The sequence below is a fragment of the Rubinisphaera margarita genome (genome assembly GCF_022267515.1).
GTDB lineage: Bacteria > Planctomycetota > Planctomycetia > Planctomycetales > Planctomycetaceae > Rubinisphaera > Rubinisphaera margarita.
Genome location: NZ_JAKFGB010000022.1, coordinates 288,026 through 306,656, shown reverse-complemented (window position 1 = coordinate 306,656; position 18,631 = coordinate 288,026). Strand labels below are relative to the sequence as shown.

The following is an 18,631-nucleotide window of genomic DNA, read 5'->3' as shown; positions in this document are numbered from 1 at the left end:
TTACGGGGCCGTGGAAGGATTCCGGTCGTAGTCGCTTCGAAGATCAATGAAGTGCTTGCAGGAACGACAGCGGAAGCCGAGCTTCTGCTGATAGCCTCGCTTCTGATAGAACAGCTTTCCTCCACACTTCGGACATTTCCGGGCGGTCAGCTCGCGCGTGATGCCCCAGGCGATTCCCCAGACTGCCGCGATGATGACCAGCCATATCCACACCAGGGCGCCTTCGTCGACCGGGACCTCGTAGGAATTGAAGTACCAGTAGCAGACCACCATTCCCAGCAGTGCGGCAAACTTCGCAACCGTCTGCGGTAGATGATTCGGATTGGGCGGCGAGTCATAGATGCTCGTCGAAAACAGCTCCGTCTGCTCTTCTGATTCGGCGGAAGGATCCCGTTCGCAGGAATCGCACCAGTATCCGATCGCCAGACCGAACCGACGTGTGATCCTCAGAGGGGTGTGGCACTCGGTGCAAGTGACCGTGACGCGACGGAACAGAAAGAAGACCAGAGCCGGCCCGACCAGCACACAGGAATACAGGACGGTGTTTCTCAGCGACGGCGAAAGTTGAAAAGGCTGCATCAGAACGGCGCCGACCAGCGCTCCTACACCTCCCGCCAGAACCATCGCAAGCGTGCGGTAGAGATGGAATCGTTCGAGCGTCATTCGTTCGTCCTCCGGTTTGGGACTCCGGCGAATCATACTCGAATGAACTGCGAAGGATAAGGCAGAACCGGCGGACGACTCAGGTTGAACGCCAGGAGTCACTGTCGCTCCTGAATCGGAAGCGTCTCAGTGACTGCAGTTGACCGCGTATGGGGGGCCGTCTCGGGGATTCGCCACCGCGTCCACGGAATACAAGACAGATGTTGAACGCGTGGCGAAGTGGGGGGACTGGCACTGCGGCGAGAATAAAACGCGGTTTACGGGCCGCTATCAGACCAGCGAGCCGTCGATCATCGAGCATTATCTGGAGGGCGATGCGGTCCGGCTCGTCATGATTGGTGACCGACATTGGCAGATCAAACTCGAAGGCGACGGATGGCTGAAGTCGATTCATCATCCAACCGCATCCTTCATGCAGGCTGATCCCCGCCTCGTTGAAGATACGCGAAACATCGCGAAAGGGCTCGGACTCGAAATCGCCGCGAATGATTACATCATCACGGCTGATGGCGAACCGCATTTACTCGAGGTGAACCACATTCCCAACGTCACCCGATTTCCTGAAATCTGGGATGCATATTCCGACTATGTGGTCGACTGGGTGCAGCGGCAGTGTGGATGACGTGAGCAGATACGCTGGCGATCCACCTGCCGGGCCTAAGGGAGCACTGGACCTGTGGGCGCACGAGACTACTCCTCCCGCGCCCGCTCCGCCAGAAATTCCCGCACGGTTGCTGCCAGGCCCGCTCCCACGGCTCGGTAGCCTTCGGTTGTGCTGTTCGTGAAGTTCCAGCCGGTTTCCAGGCAGACGCTGAGGGTGTCGGGATTGCCGTGCATGCTGACCCAGTTGGTGCTGATCTGTCGCCAGAGGGGGTGATAGCTCGTGCCTGTGATCTTCGGTTTGCTGCTCATCGGAATGCGGGGTTCGGCTTTGCTGATTCGCTGATAGGCGAGTGCGAGGAATCGATCTCGCAGCTTGACCGTCGATTCTTTCAGCATCTCCTCCGGCAGAATGTAGAAGAACGTCGGATCGCCCGGGGCGGGGTTGTGCAGGTCGAGGAAGACGTCCATCCGGTCTTCCGAAATCAGATCGCTGACTTTCCGTTGAGCCGCGATGATCTCCTTCCAGTGCGGCTCGGCCGACCAGTCCCGGTTGTGATCCCGCGGCAACGCATCCTTCCCGCCGTTGCCGGTCGCCGTGTTGTCGATGTCCATAATCGGCACCAGAAAGATCTCCGCATGCTGCCGCAGCCACGCGGCGTCCGGTTCCTCACTCAACAGCCACTCGCCGAACCCCTGAGCGACCCAGCTCGAACCGCTTTCCCAGGCATGCTGCCGAGCCTGCACCCAGACGCCGAACCGTTCCTCGTCGGGGCGATCCCCCTCCTTCACGTGCAGCATCGGAACAACACGTCCTTCCCGCGACCGGCACAGCTCAGTCGCCGTGGCATGCGGCGATGTCTCGCTGATTGAACGCACGAATTCAGCCGCCATGCTCGGCGTATATGGCGGACCCCAGGCGACGTACACCGAAGTCGCATCGACGGCGAGCGTATAGACCATCGCCTCCTCGACGCGCTGCCCCGGCTCCGTGTGCCGCCATTCGGTGCCATCGACCGAAAACGTCGCCTGCTTCGGCATCGCCCAGACCGACGACAACGGCTTACGAGATTCGACTGCCGCCGTGGACCCGCGAAGCTTCAGCGTGACCGGTTCCCCGGGCGTGAGACCATCAATTCGAAAATACCACCAGCAGGGCCATCCGCGAGCAGGATCACCGCCGGGCGTGAAGGTGAGACTGCGGGAGTTCTGATCAATCTCGAGGAGATGAACCGAGCCTCCTTCGAAGTCGGCATGCACGGAGAGTGGCTCGGCTGAGAGGGACGAGCAGGAAATGATGAACCCGAGCAAGAGTGAAAGGATCGACGGTGTGACGAATTTCATGCGACTCTTCCCGGCGGCTAGATGTGAGTGTGGTCAGACTCCCGAACATTGAACAACATCTGCCAGAGAATTGCATCCTTCGGCGTGTCCGGACACGATAATGTTATCGAGAAGACGAGTTTCACGCTGATGATTCCGACTGACTGTGTTCCGACGAAAGCGAGTTCCTGATGACACGTTCTGCTTTGTTCTGTCTGCTTCTGACCGTTGCGTTTGCTACGACGTGTTCGGCGGGCGAAGTGCATGAGGGGATCTACTATGGTCCTGAAAATGGCACGGAGTATCAGCAGGAGCAGTGCCGGCTTGATATTCATCTGCCGGACGAGACAGCCGAGAAGTTTCCGGTGCTCGTCTACTTCCACGGCGGTGGACTGACGGGTGGGCGGCGGGGCGGGCCGGATCTGACGGAGCAGGGCGTCTGTCTGGTGGCTCCCTCCTATCGACTGAATCCGAAGGCACAGTGCCCCGACTATCTGAATGACGCAGCCGATGCTCTGGCGTGGACGTTCAAGAACATCGAACAATACGGCGGCGACCCGAACCGGATTTTCGTCGGCGGGATGTCAGCCGGGAGTTATCTGGCCGCGATGATCACAATGGACAAAAGCTGGCTCGATGCCCGCGGCGTCGATGTCGATCGCATTGCCGGACTGCTGCCGATCAGCGGCCACATGATCACGCACTTCACCGTGCGAAAGGAACGGGGCCTTGCCGCGAGCTGTGGCCTCTGCGACGAGTTCGCTCCGCTCTACCACGTGCGAAAGACGCCGTTCCCGATCTTCATTCAGTGCGGCGACAACGACTATCCCTCCCGCCAGGAAGAGAACGAACTGTTTGTCTCGATGATGATCAAATACGCCAGACAGCCGGCCAGCGAGATCATCTACCGGGAATACCCGGGCACCCACGGCTCCTTCGGAAAAGACGAGCAGAAACAGAAGGACTTCGCCCAGTTCCTCCTCGACGTCTCCGCCGGAAAGACGCCGTTAGCAGAGGACGCATCCGAGTAAGACAGAGCGTCGGGGGCCACTGCTGGCCTGCCCGGCAGTGCGATCTCAAAGGTGACGACGGACCTGCTGGTTCAATGATCGGAGAATGTCAGGAATTCGGAGTTCCCTCGCCATCCTGGGGGAGAGGGTTAAGGTGAGGGGGAAATGCGGGTGACCTGCTTCACGGGCCGCTGCTTCTCATTTGTATTGAACATCGCTGGTTGATCGCCCCCTCATCCGCCCTTCGGGCACCTTCTCCCCCTGAAGGGGGCGAAGGGACATGATCCGCCTCGTTACGAGAAATGGCCAGTCTATTGCATCATCTGGTTGAAACCCTTGGAGTCATACATCCCAGGTTCCAAGCCAGCACACCACAGGAGTGACCATGTTGAACAGGGGAGTCAGAAAGATGCGAAGTCTACGGTGGTGGAGTGCCTGTCTGGTCATCATGTTGACACAACTCGCCGGGACCGTTGCGGGGCAGACGCGCGACGAGGCTGCCGCGGAGTTCACTCTGCCGGCTCAATGGGAATACAGTGCCCCGCTGATCGCCCCCGAAGTTCGCGACGTGGAGCCGAGTCGGGCGCAGAAGGATCCCACGATCGTGTTTCACGACGGCCGCTGGCATGTCTTTATGACGGTCAAACTGCCCGGGCGGACGGCGATTGAGTATTGCTCGTTCGCGAACTGGGAGGAGGCGAACGCGTCGAAGCGGACGCTGCTGCCGGTCAGTGAAAGCAAGTACTTCGGGGCTCCGCAGGTCTTCTACTTTGAGCCGCACGAGTGCTGGTATCTGGTCTATCAGGCCGGGATGCCGAACGCGAATAAGATGTGGGTCGCGTATTCGACGACGAAAGAAATCAGCAATCCCCAGTCGTGGACTCCGGCTCAGCCGATGCTCGATGGTGGCGCGGACGATCCGCGCAAAGTTGGCGGCCTCGACTACTGGATTATCTGCGACGACGAGCGGGCGTATCTGTTTATCACGAGCCTCGACGGTCGCCTGTGGCGGTTATGGACACGGCTCGAAGACTTCCCGCACGGCTTCAGCCATTGTGAACTGGCGCTGCGAGGCGAATTCTTCGAAGCGAGCCACACCTATCGCCTCAAGGGGCTCGACAAGTATCTGACAGTGATCGAAGAGAAGGGGCAGCGGTACTTCAAAGCCTACATCGCCGACCGGCTCGACGGCACATGGCAGCCACTCGCCGTCACGCGGGACCACCCCTTCGCCAGCAACCGCAACATCACCCCGGCTCCCGACGTCCCGCCCTGGACCGACAACATCAGCCACGGCGAACTGATCCGCGCCAGCAACAATCAGCAACTGCTCGTCGACCCCGAGAATCTGCGATTCGTCTTTCAGGGACTGCTGGAGAAAGACAAGGCGGGCAGGAACTACGGTGAGCTGCGATGGCGAATCGGTCTGCTTACGCCAGCAACGTCTGTCTCGGAAAAGTAGGTCAGGCACTGCCTGGCACGGTTGCTTCGAGCGACGACCACTTGGCGACAGGCGGTGCCTGACCTACGGCTGGTTTTCATTTTCGCAGAGAATCTCACCTGCTTCCGCCACGACTTTAAATTGCCTCGGCCGCAGGCGGACGCCGGGGCGGGCCGTCTTGAGCAAAGCGATGGCCTCCTCAGCCGATGGGGCGTAGCCGTGGACGATCAGCCAGATGGCGGCGAACATTCCCGTTCGACCGTGCCCGTTGGCGCAATGAATAAGTACGGCACCCTGGTCCGTGGGGGGAACTGTTTTTGCGAAGGCGATCAGCTCGGCCGCGGAAACCGTTCCTGCGTCGAGGATCGGATGGCAGCGATAGGTCGATCGTGAGCGGACCAAGCGAGGGTCGGACAGTTCGCACGTCAGATCGCAGATGAGGCCAACATCGTCGGGGTATTCGTTTCCCCGCAGACGGCGAGAGATGATCAGAGCCGGATCGACGTTGTTCGCTGCAGCTTCGCTGGAAAGCGCCACCTGGGCGGCCCAGACCGCGTGTGCGAACAGAAGATAGGGCAAGAGAAGCATGGTCGACGCCCAGTGCCGCGATCCGTCGCTTCGTTTCCCGAACACAGCTGCGTTGCCGCTCAGATAGGCGACGGCCACGGTGCTGAAAGAAATCGCAGGCCATACAAGGACGACGTACCACCCACCCCGCGAAGCCAGGAAAGCGGTTCCGATCGCGAGCAGCGAGAACAGGGTTCCGTAGAGGAGATCGCGATGCAGGGTGAGTTCTCCTCATTAGGGGATCTCACGCGATTCTAACTCTGGTGCGCGGATGTTGACAGGCTCTCGCCGCGCCCCCTGCGGATCTCGGATCACAGCCTTCAATTGATCAACGAGCACTGGCAAAGCCAGTGCCACCCCGAAACATCCACAAATGCCATCCTTCGTGTGCCACTGGCTCTGCCAGTGGACGTCGAACTATCAGGGGCGCACAAACTTGGACGAAAAGCGGGGGGAATGCCAGTGGCACCCGGCGGAGCGAGATACGGTGTTTAGCCTTTTCACCATCCTAGACTCTGGAGTTCGGGGAAGGCAGGCGGGAGCCTGCCCGATTTAGCCGGGGAAAGCCGTTCCCCAGCAATGAGTGATCGAGTCAACTCCAGTCAAAGGTCGTCAATGCAATGCGAGTGAGCGAGTCGTAGAAAAGCAGCAGTTGGCAGTCTGGGGCGTCCCAAATATAGTGCATTGTGCTCAACTCTCCTATGAAGATGAACTCGCGACCATCGGGTAGAATCGGAACCGAGTGTTCGGGGGAATGGCGAACCAGAGGCATGTCCTCAAGAGCCGCCCAATTGCAGCTAAAGGATTCACTCTCCCCACCCAGAAGTGTCAACAGCTCCAAACGTTCCGAACGTTCAAATGGTGGATTCAGGCTGGGATGATACAGAGCCCCATAGGATCGGAAGCGATCCTTTGAATTACGGTATTCGGAATGGATCCCGTTGTAGTGGTCCTGCAATTGCTCGAATGCTTTCTGCTCCCGCGGCGAGCGCGAAGTCGTGGATTCGAGTTGTGCCATTTCAAAAAACTTGAAATCACAGAGCAGCTCGCATTTCCCCTCGACGTACTGAAATCCGACCCAGTTCGGCCGACAGAAATGATTGAAGTATTCTTCTCCACTCTCTCCAACAACGCCGTTATAAGGTTCAACTGGCTGAATGAAATGAATCGTACCTTCGAGGTATGGTGAGACTGCTGAGAGATCCAGTGTTGCCAGAGGTAAGAGATATCGATGATGCTGCTCCACGTCTCGCAGGAATACATTCTCAGGATCTGGAAAAGGCTTGAGGAATTCCGGAGCGGTCAAAAAATCTTCGGGCATCGGACTCTCGGTTTAATTGGCAATGATAAGAACTAAGTTAAGTAGGTCAGGCACTGCCGGCACTGCCTGACGAGAAGTGGAGATTCTTCGAAGCAACCGTAGGTCAGGCGGTGCCTGACCTACGGGCTTTGAGCTTCCTTTCGCTGGGTGCCACTGGCTTTGCCAGTGCCCTCGTTGGGGCAGGCCTCCATTTGAAATTTCACTAGCGGAGCCAGTGGCACCCGGCGATTCGTCTTTCAGGGACTGCTGGAGAAAGAAAAGGCGGGCAGGAACTACGGTGAGCTGCGATGGCGAATCGGTCTGCTTACGCCAGCAACGTCTGTCTCGGAAAAGTAGGTCAGGCACCGCCCGGCCATGCCTGCCCTGCTTGCATGAATCCGGGAAGATGCGGGAAGTGGCTAATGAATCGAGGCGCCGATCTTCCTTGCCAGCAAATCAAATCGCGGTTCGCTTCACGGGCCGGAGAACTCGGACAAAACACGTCGGAATGTTGTGACACACAGCATGGCACACGAACGCTGGGATACTCATTCATTTTCTTCGTTGTACAACAGGACATGCCTGTTGTCCGACAAACATAAACGAGATTCAAACATATATTGAAACTGGTCAAAAGCCACGAACAGGCACTTCCCCAGCACAGTTAACATCCTAAGAGTTCGGCCCTGCAACCGATCTACCAGCATTTTCCTTTGAAATGGACGTCTCCTAACTTCCCCTAGGAGTTCGTACTCTAAATCCCATACAGCCGCATCCTGAAAGCCAACGTGATCTACCGCTTCAACAATCTCCCATCCCACCCACGCACTATCGCAAAAGATCCGTAATACGTTGTTATCCCCCAAGTGCAATACGAGAAAATCGGAACCAGCATCGACACTGCAAACCTTCAGCCCTCTGCATCGAACAGTATCCTGCCTCGCCATCCCCTCCCTCGCCTTGTGTATAGAGGTGACATACGAAGAAGTTAACATTACGGGCGGAACCGACCAGGCGTCTAGGTGTACATTTCTGCTATTCATGCTTATTCATTTAATAGGTGGGACCATCCGAAGAAATCGTCGCAGTGGAGTAGGTCAGGCATTGCCTGACGAGAAGTGGACGTTTCTCGAAGCAAACGCGTCAGGCGGTGCCTGGCCTAGGGAGTCGCAGAGTACACAACCATTTGCCCATCAGGATATGCGCCTGACCATCCACATGGATAACCATTCGCAAGATAACACTGAAACATAAGGTTGTTTATGCATGGCGAGTTCCCAACCGCCGACCGGAAAATGACACAGGAATACATAAATCCCGAGATGTCATCTATAATGAACCGGGGAAGGTTGTCCCCAAATTTGCGATCAATATCATTATACAAAACGGGAAGGACGCCAGACAACCAACTACTGATGCTCAAACTTAAGTCACGATTCTCTCTCGCGAACGCCAATTGTAAATGATCGTCTTCTTTCATGATGTCAGACCAAGAGAGTTCCTCAATTCTTGCGCATTTCGCGTCCGGATCTTGGTAGATCTCAAATCCAGAACAATTGGCAAGCCATCGCGAGCCACTGATGACAGTAACTCCCACTGTCGGAAGCTTTTCCGAAAATGCCCCCTCCTGAAATCCTCCCGGGCTGGCAAGGAACCGAAAGATCTCGTCGACATAACTCTTGTTGTGTTCAAATGGAAACTCAATCATACGCGACTTCCTAACGAAGTGACAACGAGGCGATCTCAGTCAGCCATCGTTCCTCTGACCCGATATTAAACCCCTTTTAGCTTTGCGCTCTTTTGAGGAAATGCATGCGTTGCGCCAGTTAAGTAGGTCAGGCCCTGCCTGACGAGAAGTGGACGTTGCTCGAAGCAACCGCGTCAGGCGGTGCCTGACCTACGGGCTTTGAGCTTCCTTTCGCTGGGTGCCACTGGCTTTGCCAGTGCGCTTGTTGGGGCAGCCCTCCATTTGAAATTTCACTGGCGGAGCCAGTGGCACCCGGCGGGGCCTGACCTGCGGACTAATGCCAGGCACGTGCCCATTGGCACCCGGCGCCTTAGTCAGATGCTTTCAGGCGTTAATTCTCCCCGGCGATTGACTCGAAATCTATTCGAAATCTTCCATTCGCCTCCGCTTGTCAAAATCAGTTCGAATGCCATGTTGAAAAAGATGCCGTGGAGACTGTCGAAGAAGAACACTCTCTTTGTCGGACTAACCTCCTCAACTCGAGATAGGGCCGCTGAGGTTGGCGCATAGGATGAAGGCGTATTAAGGAACGGATCTCTCGCTTTCGCGGGTGGAATGCAATAGTCATCGAAAATCTCGCGGTATCGTAGCATCCATGCCTTCCAGTCGGCATGAGGAGATGTTCCGGGGGCAGGAGAATTGTTTCGGAGAAAATCGATACGGATGTCACAGAGGCGGGACGTTTGACTCTCCCAATCATACATCGCCGCGAAGAACGCGTGGAGTACTTCAGTGGGATCTGTGGGGTGAACCATCTTGCGTTCTGTTGCCGAGAGGGACGATTAGTTCAAGCGGTGCCTGGCCTACCGCCTTCGAACTCCCGTTTGGTGGTTACCTTATTACCCGTCCCGTTTCTTCTTCGGGGCCGACACATGCACTCGATAAAACGATTCGCCCAGCACCTGGTTCAGTTCTTCGCGCAACCTGGTTGAGACCGTCACCGAGAGTGTTGGCGAGCCCAGTGTGGTGCGGGTGAGGAAGTCGGGGTTGGATTCGTCGGGGGCTTCGACGACGATGACGACGTTGGTGTTGCCGGGGTGGTGGTCGAGGATGCGGCGGACCTGTTTCATGTCGTTTTCGGTGTGGAAGCCGTGCTGGAACTTCAGCGCCAGGTGCTGCGTCATCTGCTTCTGGGCCGATTCGATCGTCATGAGTTTGTTGACGATCAGGTTCGGCTCGCGGCCGCGGCGGTCGACGCGGCCGGCGATGATGCAGATTTCGTCGGCGACGACCATTTCCTGATAGCGGGAGTAATCGTCGGGCCACATGATGCAGCGGACGACGCCGTTCGCATCTTCCAGGTCGAAGTTCACGTACTTGCTGTTGCCGTTGCGGGACGGATTGCGGGTCGTCGCTTTCTTGATCGACGAAATCATCCCGCCGACCAGGACTTCCATCGAGTCCTCAATCTCGCCGAGCTCCTTCGTCGTGTGTGACACGAGCGGCGTAATCTCGTCGGCGAATTCGGTCAACGGATGCGACGTGAGATAGAAGCCGAAGATCTCTTTTTCGTAGGCGAGCTTCTGCGCGTGCGTCCAGTCGGGAGCATCGGGCACGACGCCGGCGACGGACTCAGCGACTTCGGCACTGGCTGCTCCTCCGAAAAGACTCTTCTGACCGCGGGCTTTATCGCGGTGCTTGCGAGCCGCCATCTGAACGGCGGTTTCCATGGCGAGCATGTGCTGTTCCCGGTTGGGGCCGAAGCTGTCGAGAGCGCCGGCTTTGATCAGGATTTCGAGCACGCTCTTGGTGAGCGCCTTGGGGTCGACGCGTTCACAGAGGTCAAAGATGTTGGTGAACTTGCCGTTGGCTTCGCGCTCCGCGACGATTTCGGAGACCGCCCCTTCGCCGACCCCTTTGATGGCTCCGAGCCCGAAGGCGACCTTGTCGCCGACGACTTTGAATTCGACGTCGGACATGTTGAGATCGGGCGGGACGATGTCGATCTTCATGCGGCGGCAGTCGTCGGTATGTTCCGCCATCCGCTCGGAACTCTCCATGCCGCAGGAAAGCAGAGCCGCCATGAACTCCTTGGGGAAGTGGGCTTTCAGGTAAGCGGTCTGATAGGCGATGGCCCCGTACGCGGTGCTGTGCGACTTATTGAAGCCGTACCCGGCGAATTTCTCAATGAGCCCCCAGAGTTCCTCGGCCTTGTCCTTGGACATCTCCTTTTCCTGGGCACCCTCGATGAACTTCTCCTTGTTCACCGCGATGATTTCGAGCTTCTTCTTACTGATCGCCTTAATACAGCGGTACGCGGCAGAAAGCTCGATGCCCCCGACGCGGTTGAGAATCCGCATGACCTGTTCCTGGTAGACCATGACGCCGTAGGTCTCGGCGAGCACTTCGTCGACCAGCGGGTGAACCTTCGGCACCGGTTGCCGCCCGTGTTTCACCTCGACATAGGTCATCACCATCCCCCCTTCCAGGGGACCGGGGCGATAAAGGGCAGAGGTGGCGATGATGTCGGCGAATTTGTCCGGCTTCATCTTGGTCAGCAGGTCCCGCATGCCGCCCGATTCGAGCTGGAAGATCCCCTTGGTTTCGCCGCGCTGGAGCAGGGCGAAGGTCTTCTGGTCATCGAGCGGGAAGTCGATGGGCCGCATGTTGAAATCTGGATAGTTCTCGCGGACGTTCTGCACGGCTTTGTCGAGAATCGACAGGTTTCGCAGGCCGAGGAAGTCCATCTTGAGCAGGCCGGCGGTTTCGACGTCGGTCCACTGCGTGATGATGTCGGTCTTGCCGGTGATCCGCTGCAGAGGGATGTATTCATCGAGCGGGCGGTCGCCAATCACCACGCCGGCGGCGTGCGTCCCGACGTTCCGGGCGAGCCCTTCCAGCGCCATGGCGAAGTCGAGCATCTCCTTGATCTGTGGATCGGAGTCGTACTGCTCTCTGAGTTCCGCGGTCGATTCGATGGCGTCTTTGAGTTTGATGCCGAGCTGTTCGGGCACCATCTTGGCGATTTCGTTGACCCGATGCAGCGGGACATCCAGGGCGCGGCCGACATCGCGGAGAGCGGCTTTGGCCTTGAGCGTTCCGAAAGTGCCGATCTGGGCGACACTCTCCTCGCCGTACTTCTCCTTCACGTAATCGATGACCCACTGCCGGCGATCGCGGCAGAAGTCGATATCGATATCGGGCGCTTCGGAGCGACTCGGGTCGAGGAATCGTTCGAAGAGCAGGTCGTACTGAATCGGACAGACATCGCCGAGTCCGAGTAGATAGGCGACCAGAGCTCCGCAGGCCGAACCACGGGCGGTGCAGGGGATGCCCTTCTCGCGGGCGAAGCGGGCGAAGTCCCAGACGATGAGGAAGTAGCTGCTGTAGCCCATCTTCTCGATGACGCCAAGTTCGATCTCGAGCCGGTCATAATAAACCTGAGCCGGCTGATCCCCGTAACGCCACTGGAGGCCCTTCTCGCAGAGCTCGCGAAGAAAGGTGACGTCGGTCTTGCCTTCGGGCGGCTGGAATACTGGATAGTGGCGCGCGGTGAGATCGAGATCGATGTCGCAGCGATCGGCGATTTCCTGGCTGCGGCCGACGGCATCGGGGCAGTGCGGAAAGGCGTTGTACATTTCCTCTGGCGTGCGGAGATGAAACTCGCAACTGTCGAGCTTCATCCGCTTTTCGTTCTGCATGGTCGTGCGGGTATTCACGCAGAGCAGAACTTCGTGGGAGCCGGCGTCTTCCTGATTGAGATAGTGGGCGTCGTTGGTGGCGACGAGAGGAAATCCGAACCGGTCGGCCAGTTCAATCGTCCGCTCCATGCAGTCCTTCTGGATCTGCACGCCGGAATCCTGAATCTCGAGATAGAGCCTGTCGCCGAAGGTCTTTTCGTACCAGCGGAGCAATTGCTCGGCTTCTTTGTGATTTTCACTGAGCAGGTAGTGCGACAGTTCGCTCGACGCGCAGCCGGACAGACAGATGATCCCCTCGCTGTGGGCTTCGAGCAGGTCCTTGTCGATTCGCGGCTTGTAGTAGAACCCTTCCAGATAGGCCGAAGAGGCCATCTTGATCAGGTTTTGAAAGCCGGTTTTGTTCTGGGCCAGCAGGGTCAGGTGGAAGCTGGCTTCCTTCATGCGGCTCGCGCTGCGGTCGGTCCGCTTTCCGGGCGCGATGTAGGCCTCGTAACCGATGATCGGATTGACGTCAGCCGCTTTGCATTTCTGGTAAAACTCCAGAGCGCCGAACAGGTTGCCGTGATCGGTGATGGCCAGCGCATTCATGTTGTTCGCCTTGACCTTTTCGATCATGGCGGGAATGCGGTTGGCTCCATCAAGCAGGCTGTAATGGCTGTGGCAGTGCAGGTGAGCAAACGGACGCTGCGGGGAGGTCGCCTCCGTGATCATGGTCATCCTCGACGGGCAGAAAGGTCCATCAAAAACGCGGCGACAGCTGGTCGCGGCACGTGTGAATTCGTTCCACGACGCCATTCTACCCGCGGAGCGGAGCGAGTTCCAATGGGGGCCGTAGAGTTAAGGGGCGGGAGACTGAACGTGTTGCCAGAACAGAAGTTGCATGCCGGAGTCGCATGTCAGGGATTGACGTCACGGGGATCGATCGGGCCTTGAGCCAGATGGCGAATAGTGAGCACGACAACCTTGTCGGGGGAAACAACCGTGAACAGGGTGCGATGGGTCGGCTTGCCCGGAAGCCCGTAATTCAACTGGCGGATTTCATCGCGGAACGGGTCACTTTCGTCCGCGAGCGGGTAGGAAAGAGGATCCTCGTGCCGAGGGGCTGGAGTTTCCTGAAAAATCCATCGATCCAGGCAGCAGCCTGAGCGCGATCGCGATTCTCTGCCCACCATCGAGACGTAGCGAACATTTCCGCTCGGGCCCTGGGGAGAATGATCAAACGAAAACTCATTCGATCTCCGGGAGGGGGAGTCCGAACTCTTCTCGCATCTCTGTATAGAGCTCTTTTCGTAACTCGTCGAAGCCCATCCCTTCGCCGGCTTCCAATTCGCGAATCTCTCTCTGAATCGTCACCAGGTCGGCGTTCTCAGCTAAGGGAGCCGGGGATCTTAACCAGAGGTCGCGTTCGGCCAGCACGTAGACCTTCTTCGTGATCGGATCTTCGAATTCGATTCGGTCGTGGCTCCGGCTGAGGGCATCGCGTTGTTCCTGGGTGAGCTGAATCATGCCCTCGATTCTAATACCGCGGTGATTGATGGCACCAGCAAAAATTTGCAACTGTGATCGATCCAGCCTTCCTTCTCGCAGTCGCGATGATCTGAAACCGTCATTGCGATTCGATCGGCCGGTCGGGGTGAAGTTCGTCCAGCGTTTGCATGGCGCTGCGATAGCCGAGCCCCCGCATCAGGCCAAAGAGGCTGCTCTGGAAGAGGAGGATCACGCCGATCAGTCCGAGGGACCAGCGAAATTCCAGACTCCAGGTTGTCGGCAGTGCGAGAGCCGCGATCAAGGTTCCCAGACCGAGGGCCGCATCGATGGCCATGAGCATGTCGAACCATGTGCGATGAGGTGCCTCCCAGAGATCGATTGCCCCTTCGCGGTGGCGGTACGAATTCCAGCAGCCGATGAAGGCCCCCATGCCACCGAAGAAGCACCCGAAGCCACTCCCCATCCAGGCGCCGATCATCTTTTCGCCGCCGGGCTGCCAGAGACTGCCGATGACGAGCAGAGTCAGACCGCCGGCAGCGAGCACGGCTCCGAGCAGCATGCCGGCTGCGATCATCACCAGTTGGGGATCGAGTCGATCTCCGCTCTGCCCCTTCTGTTTTGACGATCGCACCGACCAGCGCCACACACTGAAGCCGCCGGTGTTCAACCCGAGTATAGTTCCCAGGAGAACTGTCGTGAGAGCCGCCCCATAACCAAGTTCGCGCCAGAAAAGTCCTCCACCAAGCACGGCTGCCCCACTGAGCTGCAAGACGAGGAGAAAGATCGAATCGAGCGCGTTCCATTCGCTGTCATTCATGGGATCACGGCCGCCCCCGACAAGTCGATGTGTTCGCCATACGCCGATCGCTCCGCCGAGTCCGCCGATGAGTGTTCCTCCTCCCGCACCGAACCAGGCCCAGCGAGCATCGGACGCAGGATCAGTGAGGAACCCGGCGAGTAGCAATCCGATTCCTGCGAGGCAAACGGCCGCCGAAATCAGTCCCCCGAGAGCAATGGCCAGATACCGCGGTCCCATGCCCGGAGGAAACGGACCGTCGACGGGCTCGCTCGACGTCGGAGTTCCCTCGGCCGGGTCGGAGGCTTTTCCTTCCGCCTGAATCGCTCTCAATCCCCAGACCATCAGGGCGACCCCGGCAATGACGAGCGAAAGCAGTGAGACGAAACCGGACGGAAGTTGACCCGTCTGTTCCGGACTGAGCACCGACCAGTGCAACTTCAATGAGAGCAGGCCCAGGCCGCTTGATCCTGTCAGCAAAAAGCCACAGGCGACCGTATTCCAGTGCATCGAATACTGTTTCTCTCCTTCCACACCCGTGAGCCAGTGCTCCAGAGAGAGAAACAGCCAGCCCAGCAGTCCCACCAGCGCGGAGGACCCCAGGTGCAGGGACCAGTGAAAGCGATCCGGCGTGACTTCGTGAGTCAACCAGGGAGCGGGATTGCCGATCTGGAACTCATGGAGCGATGACGTACGGCTGCCGTGAAAACTGAAGAACGTCGCCAGACAGACGATGTACCCGACGGCGAGCAAGAGGTGCCAGAGGACGCGAATGGATTTCGGCTGCTGCATCCACAGCGAGGTGAATCGACTTCGAGTGAATGGAACTGGAAAAGAGTTTTCCAGGCCGTCCTTCGGTTTCACCAACGCGGCCATCGAGAATCTCGAAACGCTGACCAGCTCAGTCAGAATCCACCCGGCGAGAATCAGGAACGAGGCGCGGACAAACACAACATCGCTGCCTGTGGCTCGATCGGCGCTCATGAGGTTGGCCGCGAGAAAACGGGCGATGTCCTCGGCGGCGAATACGCCAATCATCATTCCCAGCAGTCCTGTGCTGAGCGATCTCGCACGGAATCTCTTGCGAAATTGTCGAGTCCACTGAAGTGTGCCGATCAACAGGGCACTGGCCAGGGGAAACAGCGGATACCAGAGCTGCAGATTCTCCGTCGCACGGGCATAAAAATAGAGGCTCACCGACGCAATCAGAAAGATCGCCACGTCGCGCCCGGATTCGACCTCCCTGGCGTTCTCGGTCTCCTCGGATGGCGACGATACCAATAAGCTTTGCGATTTCGAGATCGACTCCACGGCCGTCTTCACGTCACTGGCGTTCTGATACCGTCGGTCAGGTTCCCGTTCCAGGGCTTTGAGGACCACTTCATCAAATCGAATGTCGACATGCACGCGTTGAGAAGGTGTGGCGAATCGACCGACTGGCAGTTCGCCCGTCAGCAATTCGTATAGCGTGACGCCGAGAGCATAAATGTCGGCTCGATGGTCGACTTCCAGAGGTCGCTCGAATTGTTCCGGAGCCATGTAATGCAGGGTGCCCATCGCTTCGTAGGCGCCGGTGAGCGTGATGTTCTGCTTCGTGATGCCGGTCAGCTTGGCGAGACCAAAGTCGGCGATCTTCACCCGTCCGTGACGATCGACGAGGATGTTCTCGGGCTTGATGTCCCGATGTACGACGCCGTGATCGTGGGCGTATTGCAGCGCATCACAAATGGCCAGGACGATCTTCAGGGCCTGTGCGGTGGAGACTTCACCGGCCCGCATCAACTCTCGGAGATTCAAGCCGTCGACATACTCGATGACAATATAGAAAAGCGGAGAGTCAGCCTTCGACTCAGTGCGACCAAAGTCGTGCACCGTGACGATGTTCGGATGACTCATCATCGCCAGCGATCGGGCTTCACGAAGAAAGCGTTCCGCGAAAGCCGCATCCTCTGCGGCGGTCGGATTGATAATTTTGATTGCGACGAGCCGATCGAGCGTTTTCTGCCGCGCTTTGTAGACCGCTCCCATTCCTCCCTTGCCGAGCAGTTCCAGCAACTCGTACTGGGGAAACCATGGTTGGAGTTCCGCGATGCCCGGCGCCTGGAAAGCTCCCGGCGTAACCCGTGTGGCCGCATTCGCCCGATCGTCAGCGTCCTGACTGCGAGCGGTCCAACTCGCCAGACCGAGCTTCATGAGGCAGATGGGACAGGGGGCATTCGGAGCCTCGGCCGGTAACGGATTCTGACATTCCGGACAGAGGTGTGCGTTGGTGTTCATTGCTGTCCTCACAGGTTCGAGCAGGTATTCTACCTATGAGAGAAGAAACGCCGGGCGGAAGTCACGCGGACTCGCGGATTTTTTTCTCAGTTATTCAGCGGTTGCGGCCCCCGCCCCCTTTCACCTGGACTTCTGAAGAGCGGCAATGAGCAGTCGGATCTCGTCATCGACATCTTCCTCGCTAAGGACGGTTTGCGAGATTTCTTCACGCAGGAGTTCGTGAAATCGCTTCCGGTAGCGCTTCATCGCCATTTTGATCGCCCCTTCAGTCATGTCCACCTGCTGAGCAATGTCGCGGTACGGCATTTCCGAGTGCCCGGTCGCGTGCGATGCCAGGAGTTGGTGGAGTGCCTGCCGGCCGCGACTCTCGTACTCCTGTCGAAGTCGTGCTTGAACGGCTTCAAGTACAGTCAGGGCCCATTCTCGATCGAAAGCGTCTTCAGCAGTGATCGGTTGGGCAAACGACTGTTGAAGTCTGTTCTCAGCGAACGCGGTGTCGATTGGAATGGGCCGCTTGCCACCACCGCGCTTCAATGCTCGGTCTCGTTCGCGGTGATTGCAGAGGAAGTTTTTGAGCGAAGCAAGAAGAAAGGATCGAAACCGCCCCCGTTCAGGAGAGAGCTTCTGCAAGTCGTCGCGTTCGAATAACAGCAGAAAGAATCCCTGAACCACATCTTCCGCGTCTGCGCGGCTCTGACCTGTCTTTCGCAGATAACTGTAGAGCGGAACCCAGTAAAGATTGCAGAGCTCTTCCAGAGCCGCTCGACCTTCGACCGTTGGCGAAACGGATCGACGGATGATGCTCCAGCATGTGGTCTGAAAATGCCTCTGGGGCGGGGTCGATCCAGACATCGGACAGCCAATGCATCAGGGAATTGCTGATCGCCAGACGTGAAGCGTCAGTCTGGTCGTCGGGCGGGGCGTTCGCAAGATCGGCCGTCAGCAATTCCGCAAACAGATGGTCGCTGACCGATCAATAAAGCGGTCACCGTCCAGTTTTACTGGTCTGCGGGTTCGGTTCAAGTCGTTATGTGGAAACGGGTTGCGGGTTTATGTGGAGTGAGGGGCCGATTGCGGCACGGTTTCTGCATATTCGATGAAACGAAGTCGTCGCTCATTTCAGAAGGCTTCGATTGAGACGAGAAACATTCAACCGAGGGGATACAACGATGGACTTGCTGGTCGCGATTGTGGTGTGGAGTATGTTTGGTCTGGTGGTCGGAGCGATCGCACGATTGCTGGTGCCGGGACGTCAGCCGATGGGCTTGCTGGCAACGATCCTGCTCGGCGTCGCCGGCTCATTCCTGGGGGGATTCGGCTACTATCTCTTCATGGGACGAGGAGATCTTCTCCAGCCGTCCAGCTTCATCGCCTCGTTGATCGGGGCCGTGATTCTGGTGCTGCTGTCGTCCCGTGGCCGCCGGAGCGCATGGCGCTAAGCTGAAGACAATTCGAATCAGGTAGGACAAGCCGGTCTCGGGAAGAGGCCGGCTTGTTTTTTGCGCAGAAAGCGTTCGCAAGAACGCAGGCTGGAATAGCCGCTGGCGGATCCCATTGGCGTGAAGTTTAGCAGGTCTCAGGAAACGGTAATGGAGTGGGTGGCCCGTCCGTCACGGGCGGGTGACGAAGTCACAAGAGGCCGCACCATGGACGAGATTTCTTCGAGACCCGGCCGCACAGAATTGAGATTCAACGGGTGGCCCGTCCGCCTCAGCGGGCGGGTCGCGCCCGCGACAAGAGGCAGCGCCATTCGCGCCTTATTGGGTGAAACCATCCGG

13 protein-coding genes are annotated in these 18,631 nt (G+C 58.0%); 4 read left to right on the top strand and 9 right to left on the bottom strand.

The window, feature by feature from the left end; genetic code table 11:
- The gene (locus L1A08_RS22455) at positions 1-663 is read right to left on the bottom strand and encodes a hypothetical protein (RefSeq protein ID WP_238758836.1); all 663 of its coding nucleotides are present in this window, start codon (positions 661-663) and stop codon (positions 1-3) included.
- 211 nt (positions 664-874) lie between these two features.
- On the opposite strand from L1A08_RS22455, the gene L1A08_RS22450 reads away from it, so the two are divergent.
- Complete coding sequence (locus L1A08_RS22450; RefSeq protein WP_238758834.1) at positions 875-1,285, top strand: hypothetical protein; 411 nt, start codon at positions 875-877, stop codon at positions 1,283-1,285.
- A 68-nt stretch (positions 1,286-1,353) separates the two neighbouring features.
- Here L1A08_RS22450 and L1A08_RS22445 read toward each other — a convergent pair whose 3' ends face one another.
- The gene (locus L1A08_RS22445) at positions 1,354-2,607 is read right to left on the bottom strand and encodes a M14-type cytosolic carboxypeptidase (protein ID WP_238758832.1); all 1,254 of its coding nucleotides are present in this window, start codon (positions 2,605-2,607) and stop codon (positions 1,354-1,356) included.
- Positions 2,608-2,777: 170 nt separating this feature from the next.
- On the opposite strand from L1A08_RS22445, the gene L1A08_RS22440 reads away from it, so the two are divergent.
- Complete coding sequence (locus L1A08_RS22440) at positions 2,778-3,617, top strand: alpha/beta hydrolase (protein WP_238758831.1); 840 nt, start codon at positions 2,778-2,780, stop codon at positions 3,615-3,617.
- A gap of 388 nt (positions 3,618-4,005) precedes the next feature.
- Positions 4,006-5,058: a non-reducing end alpha-L-arabinofuranosidase family hydrolase gene (locus tag L1A08_RS22435; RefSeq protein ID WP_238758830.1), complete on the top strand. Its 1,053-nt coding sequence runs from the start codon at positions 4,006-4,008 to the stop codon at positions 5,056-5,058.
- 63 nt (positions 5,059-5,121) lie between these two features.
- On the opposite strand, the gene L1A08_RS22430 is transcribed toward L1A08_RS22435, so the two are convergent.
- The 7 genes from L1A08_RS22430 to L1A08_RS22405 all read right to left on the bottom strand — a co-directional run bounded on the left by L1A08_RS22430 (position 5,122) and on the right by L1A08_RS22405 (position 17,705).
- Positions 5,122-5,625: a phosphatase domain-containing protein gene (locus L1A08_RS22430; RefSeq protein ID WP_238758829.1), complete on the bottom strand. Its 504-nt coding sequence runs from the start codon at positions 5,623-5,625 to the stop codon at positions 5,122-5,124.
- A 571-nt stretch (positions 5,626-6,196) separates the two neighbouring features.
- Complete coding sequence (locus L1A08_RS22425; RefSeq protein ID WP_238758828.1) at positions 6,197-6,925, bottom strand: hypothetical protein; 729 nt, start codon at positions 6,923-6,925, stop codon at positions 6,197-6,199.
- Between the two features lie 2,565 nt (positions 6,926-9,490).
- On the bottom strand, positions 9,491-13,003 hold the full coding sequence (dnaE, locus tag L1A08_RS22420; RefSeq protein WP_238758827.1) for a DNA polymerase III subunit alpha: 3,513 nt from the start codon (positions 13,001-13,003) through the stop codon (positions 9,491-9,493).
- Positions 13,004-13,188: 185 nt separating this feature from the next.
- Complete coding sequence (locus L1A08_RS22810) at positions 13,189-13,320, bottom strand: hypothetical protein (protein WP_261363017.1); 132 nt, start codon at positions 13,318-13,320, stop codon at positions 13,189-13,191.
- 199 nt (positions 13,321-13,519) lie between these two features.
- Positions 13,520-13,798, bottom strand: a complete 279-nt coding sequence (locus L1A08_RS22415; RefSeq protein WP_238758826.1) for a hypothetical protein — start codon at positions 13,796-13,798, stop codon at positions 13,520-13,522.
- 100 nt (positions 13,799-13,898) lie between these two features.
- Positions 13,899-16,853: a serine/threonine-protein kinase gene (locus tag L1A08_RS22410; RefSeq protein WP_238758825.1), complete on the bottom strand. Its 2,955-nt coding sequence runs from the start codon at positions 16,851-16,853 to the stop codon at positions 13,899-13,901.
- 120 nt (positions 16,854-16,973) lie between these two features.
- Positions 16,974-17,705, bottom strand: coding sequence for an RNA polymerase sigma factor (locus L1A08_RS22405; RefSeq protein ID WP_238758824.1), 732 nt, complete (start codon positions 17,703-17,705; stop codon positions 16,974-16,976).
- A 317-nt stretch (positions 17,706-18,022) separates the two neighbouring features.
- On the opposite strand from L1A08_RS22405, the gene L1A08_RS22400 reads away from it, so the two are divergent.
- Entirely contained in the window at positions 18,023-18,292 is a 270-nt protein-coding gene (locus L1A08_RS22400) for a GlsB/YeaQ/YmgE family stress response membrane protein (RefSeq protein ID WP_238758823.1), read from the top strand.
- Positions 18,293-18,631 lie beyond the last annotated feature (339 nt).

Coding starts and splice junctions, on each gene's coding strand:
- L1A08_RS22425 (WP_238758828.1), bottom strand. CDS start 6,925: ATGCCCGAAGATTTTTTGACCGCTCCGGAATTCCTCAAGCCTTTTCCA.
- L1A08_RS22400 (WP_238758823.1), top strand. CDS start 18,023: ATGGACTTGCTGGTCGCGATTGTGGTGTGGAGTATGTTTGGTCTGGTG.
- L1A08_RS22440 (WP_238758831.1), top strand. CDS start 2,778: ATGACACGTTCTGCTTTGTTCTGTCTGCTTCTGACCGTTGCGTTTGCT.
- L1A08_RS22455 (WP_238758836.1), bottom strand. CDS start 663: ATGACGCTCGAACGATTCCATCTCTACCGCACGCTTGCGATGGTTCTG.
- L1A08_RS22415 (WP_238758826.1), bottom strand. CDS start 13,798: ATGATTCAGCTCACCCAGGAACAACGCGATGCCCTCAGCCGGAGCCAC.
- L1A08_RS22445 (WP_238758832.1), bottom strand. CDS start 2,607: ATGAAATTCGTCACACCGTCGATCCTTTCACTCTTGCTCGGGTTCATC.
- L1A08_RS22435 (WP_238758830.1), top strand. CDS start 4,006: ATGCGAAGTCTACGGTGGTGGAGTGCCTGTCTGGTCATCATGTTGACA.
- L1A08_RS22430 (WP_238758829.1), bottom strand. CDS start 5,625: ATGCTTCTCTTGCCCTATCTTCTGTTCGCACACGCGGTCTGGGCCGCC.
- dnaE (WP_238758827.1), bottom strand. CDS start 13,003: ATGATCACGGAGGCGACCTCCCCGCAGCGTCCGTTTGCTCACCTGCAC.
- L1A08_RS22410 (WP_238758825.1), bottom strand. CDS start 16,853: ATGAACACCAACGCACACCTCTGTCCGGAATGTCAGAATCCGTTACCG.
- L1A08_RS22405 (WP_238758824.1), bottom strand. CDS start 17,705: ATGTCTGGATCGACCCCGCCCCAGAGGCATTTTCAGACCACATGCTGG.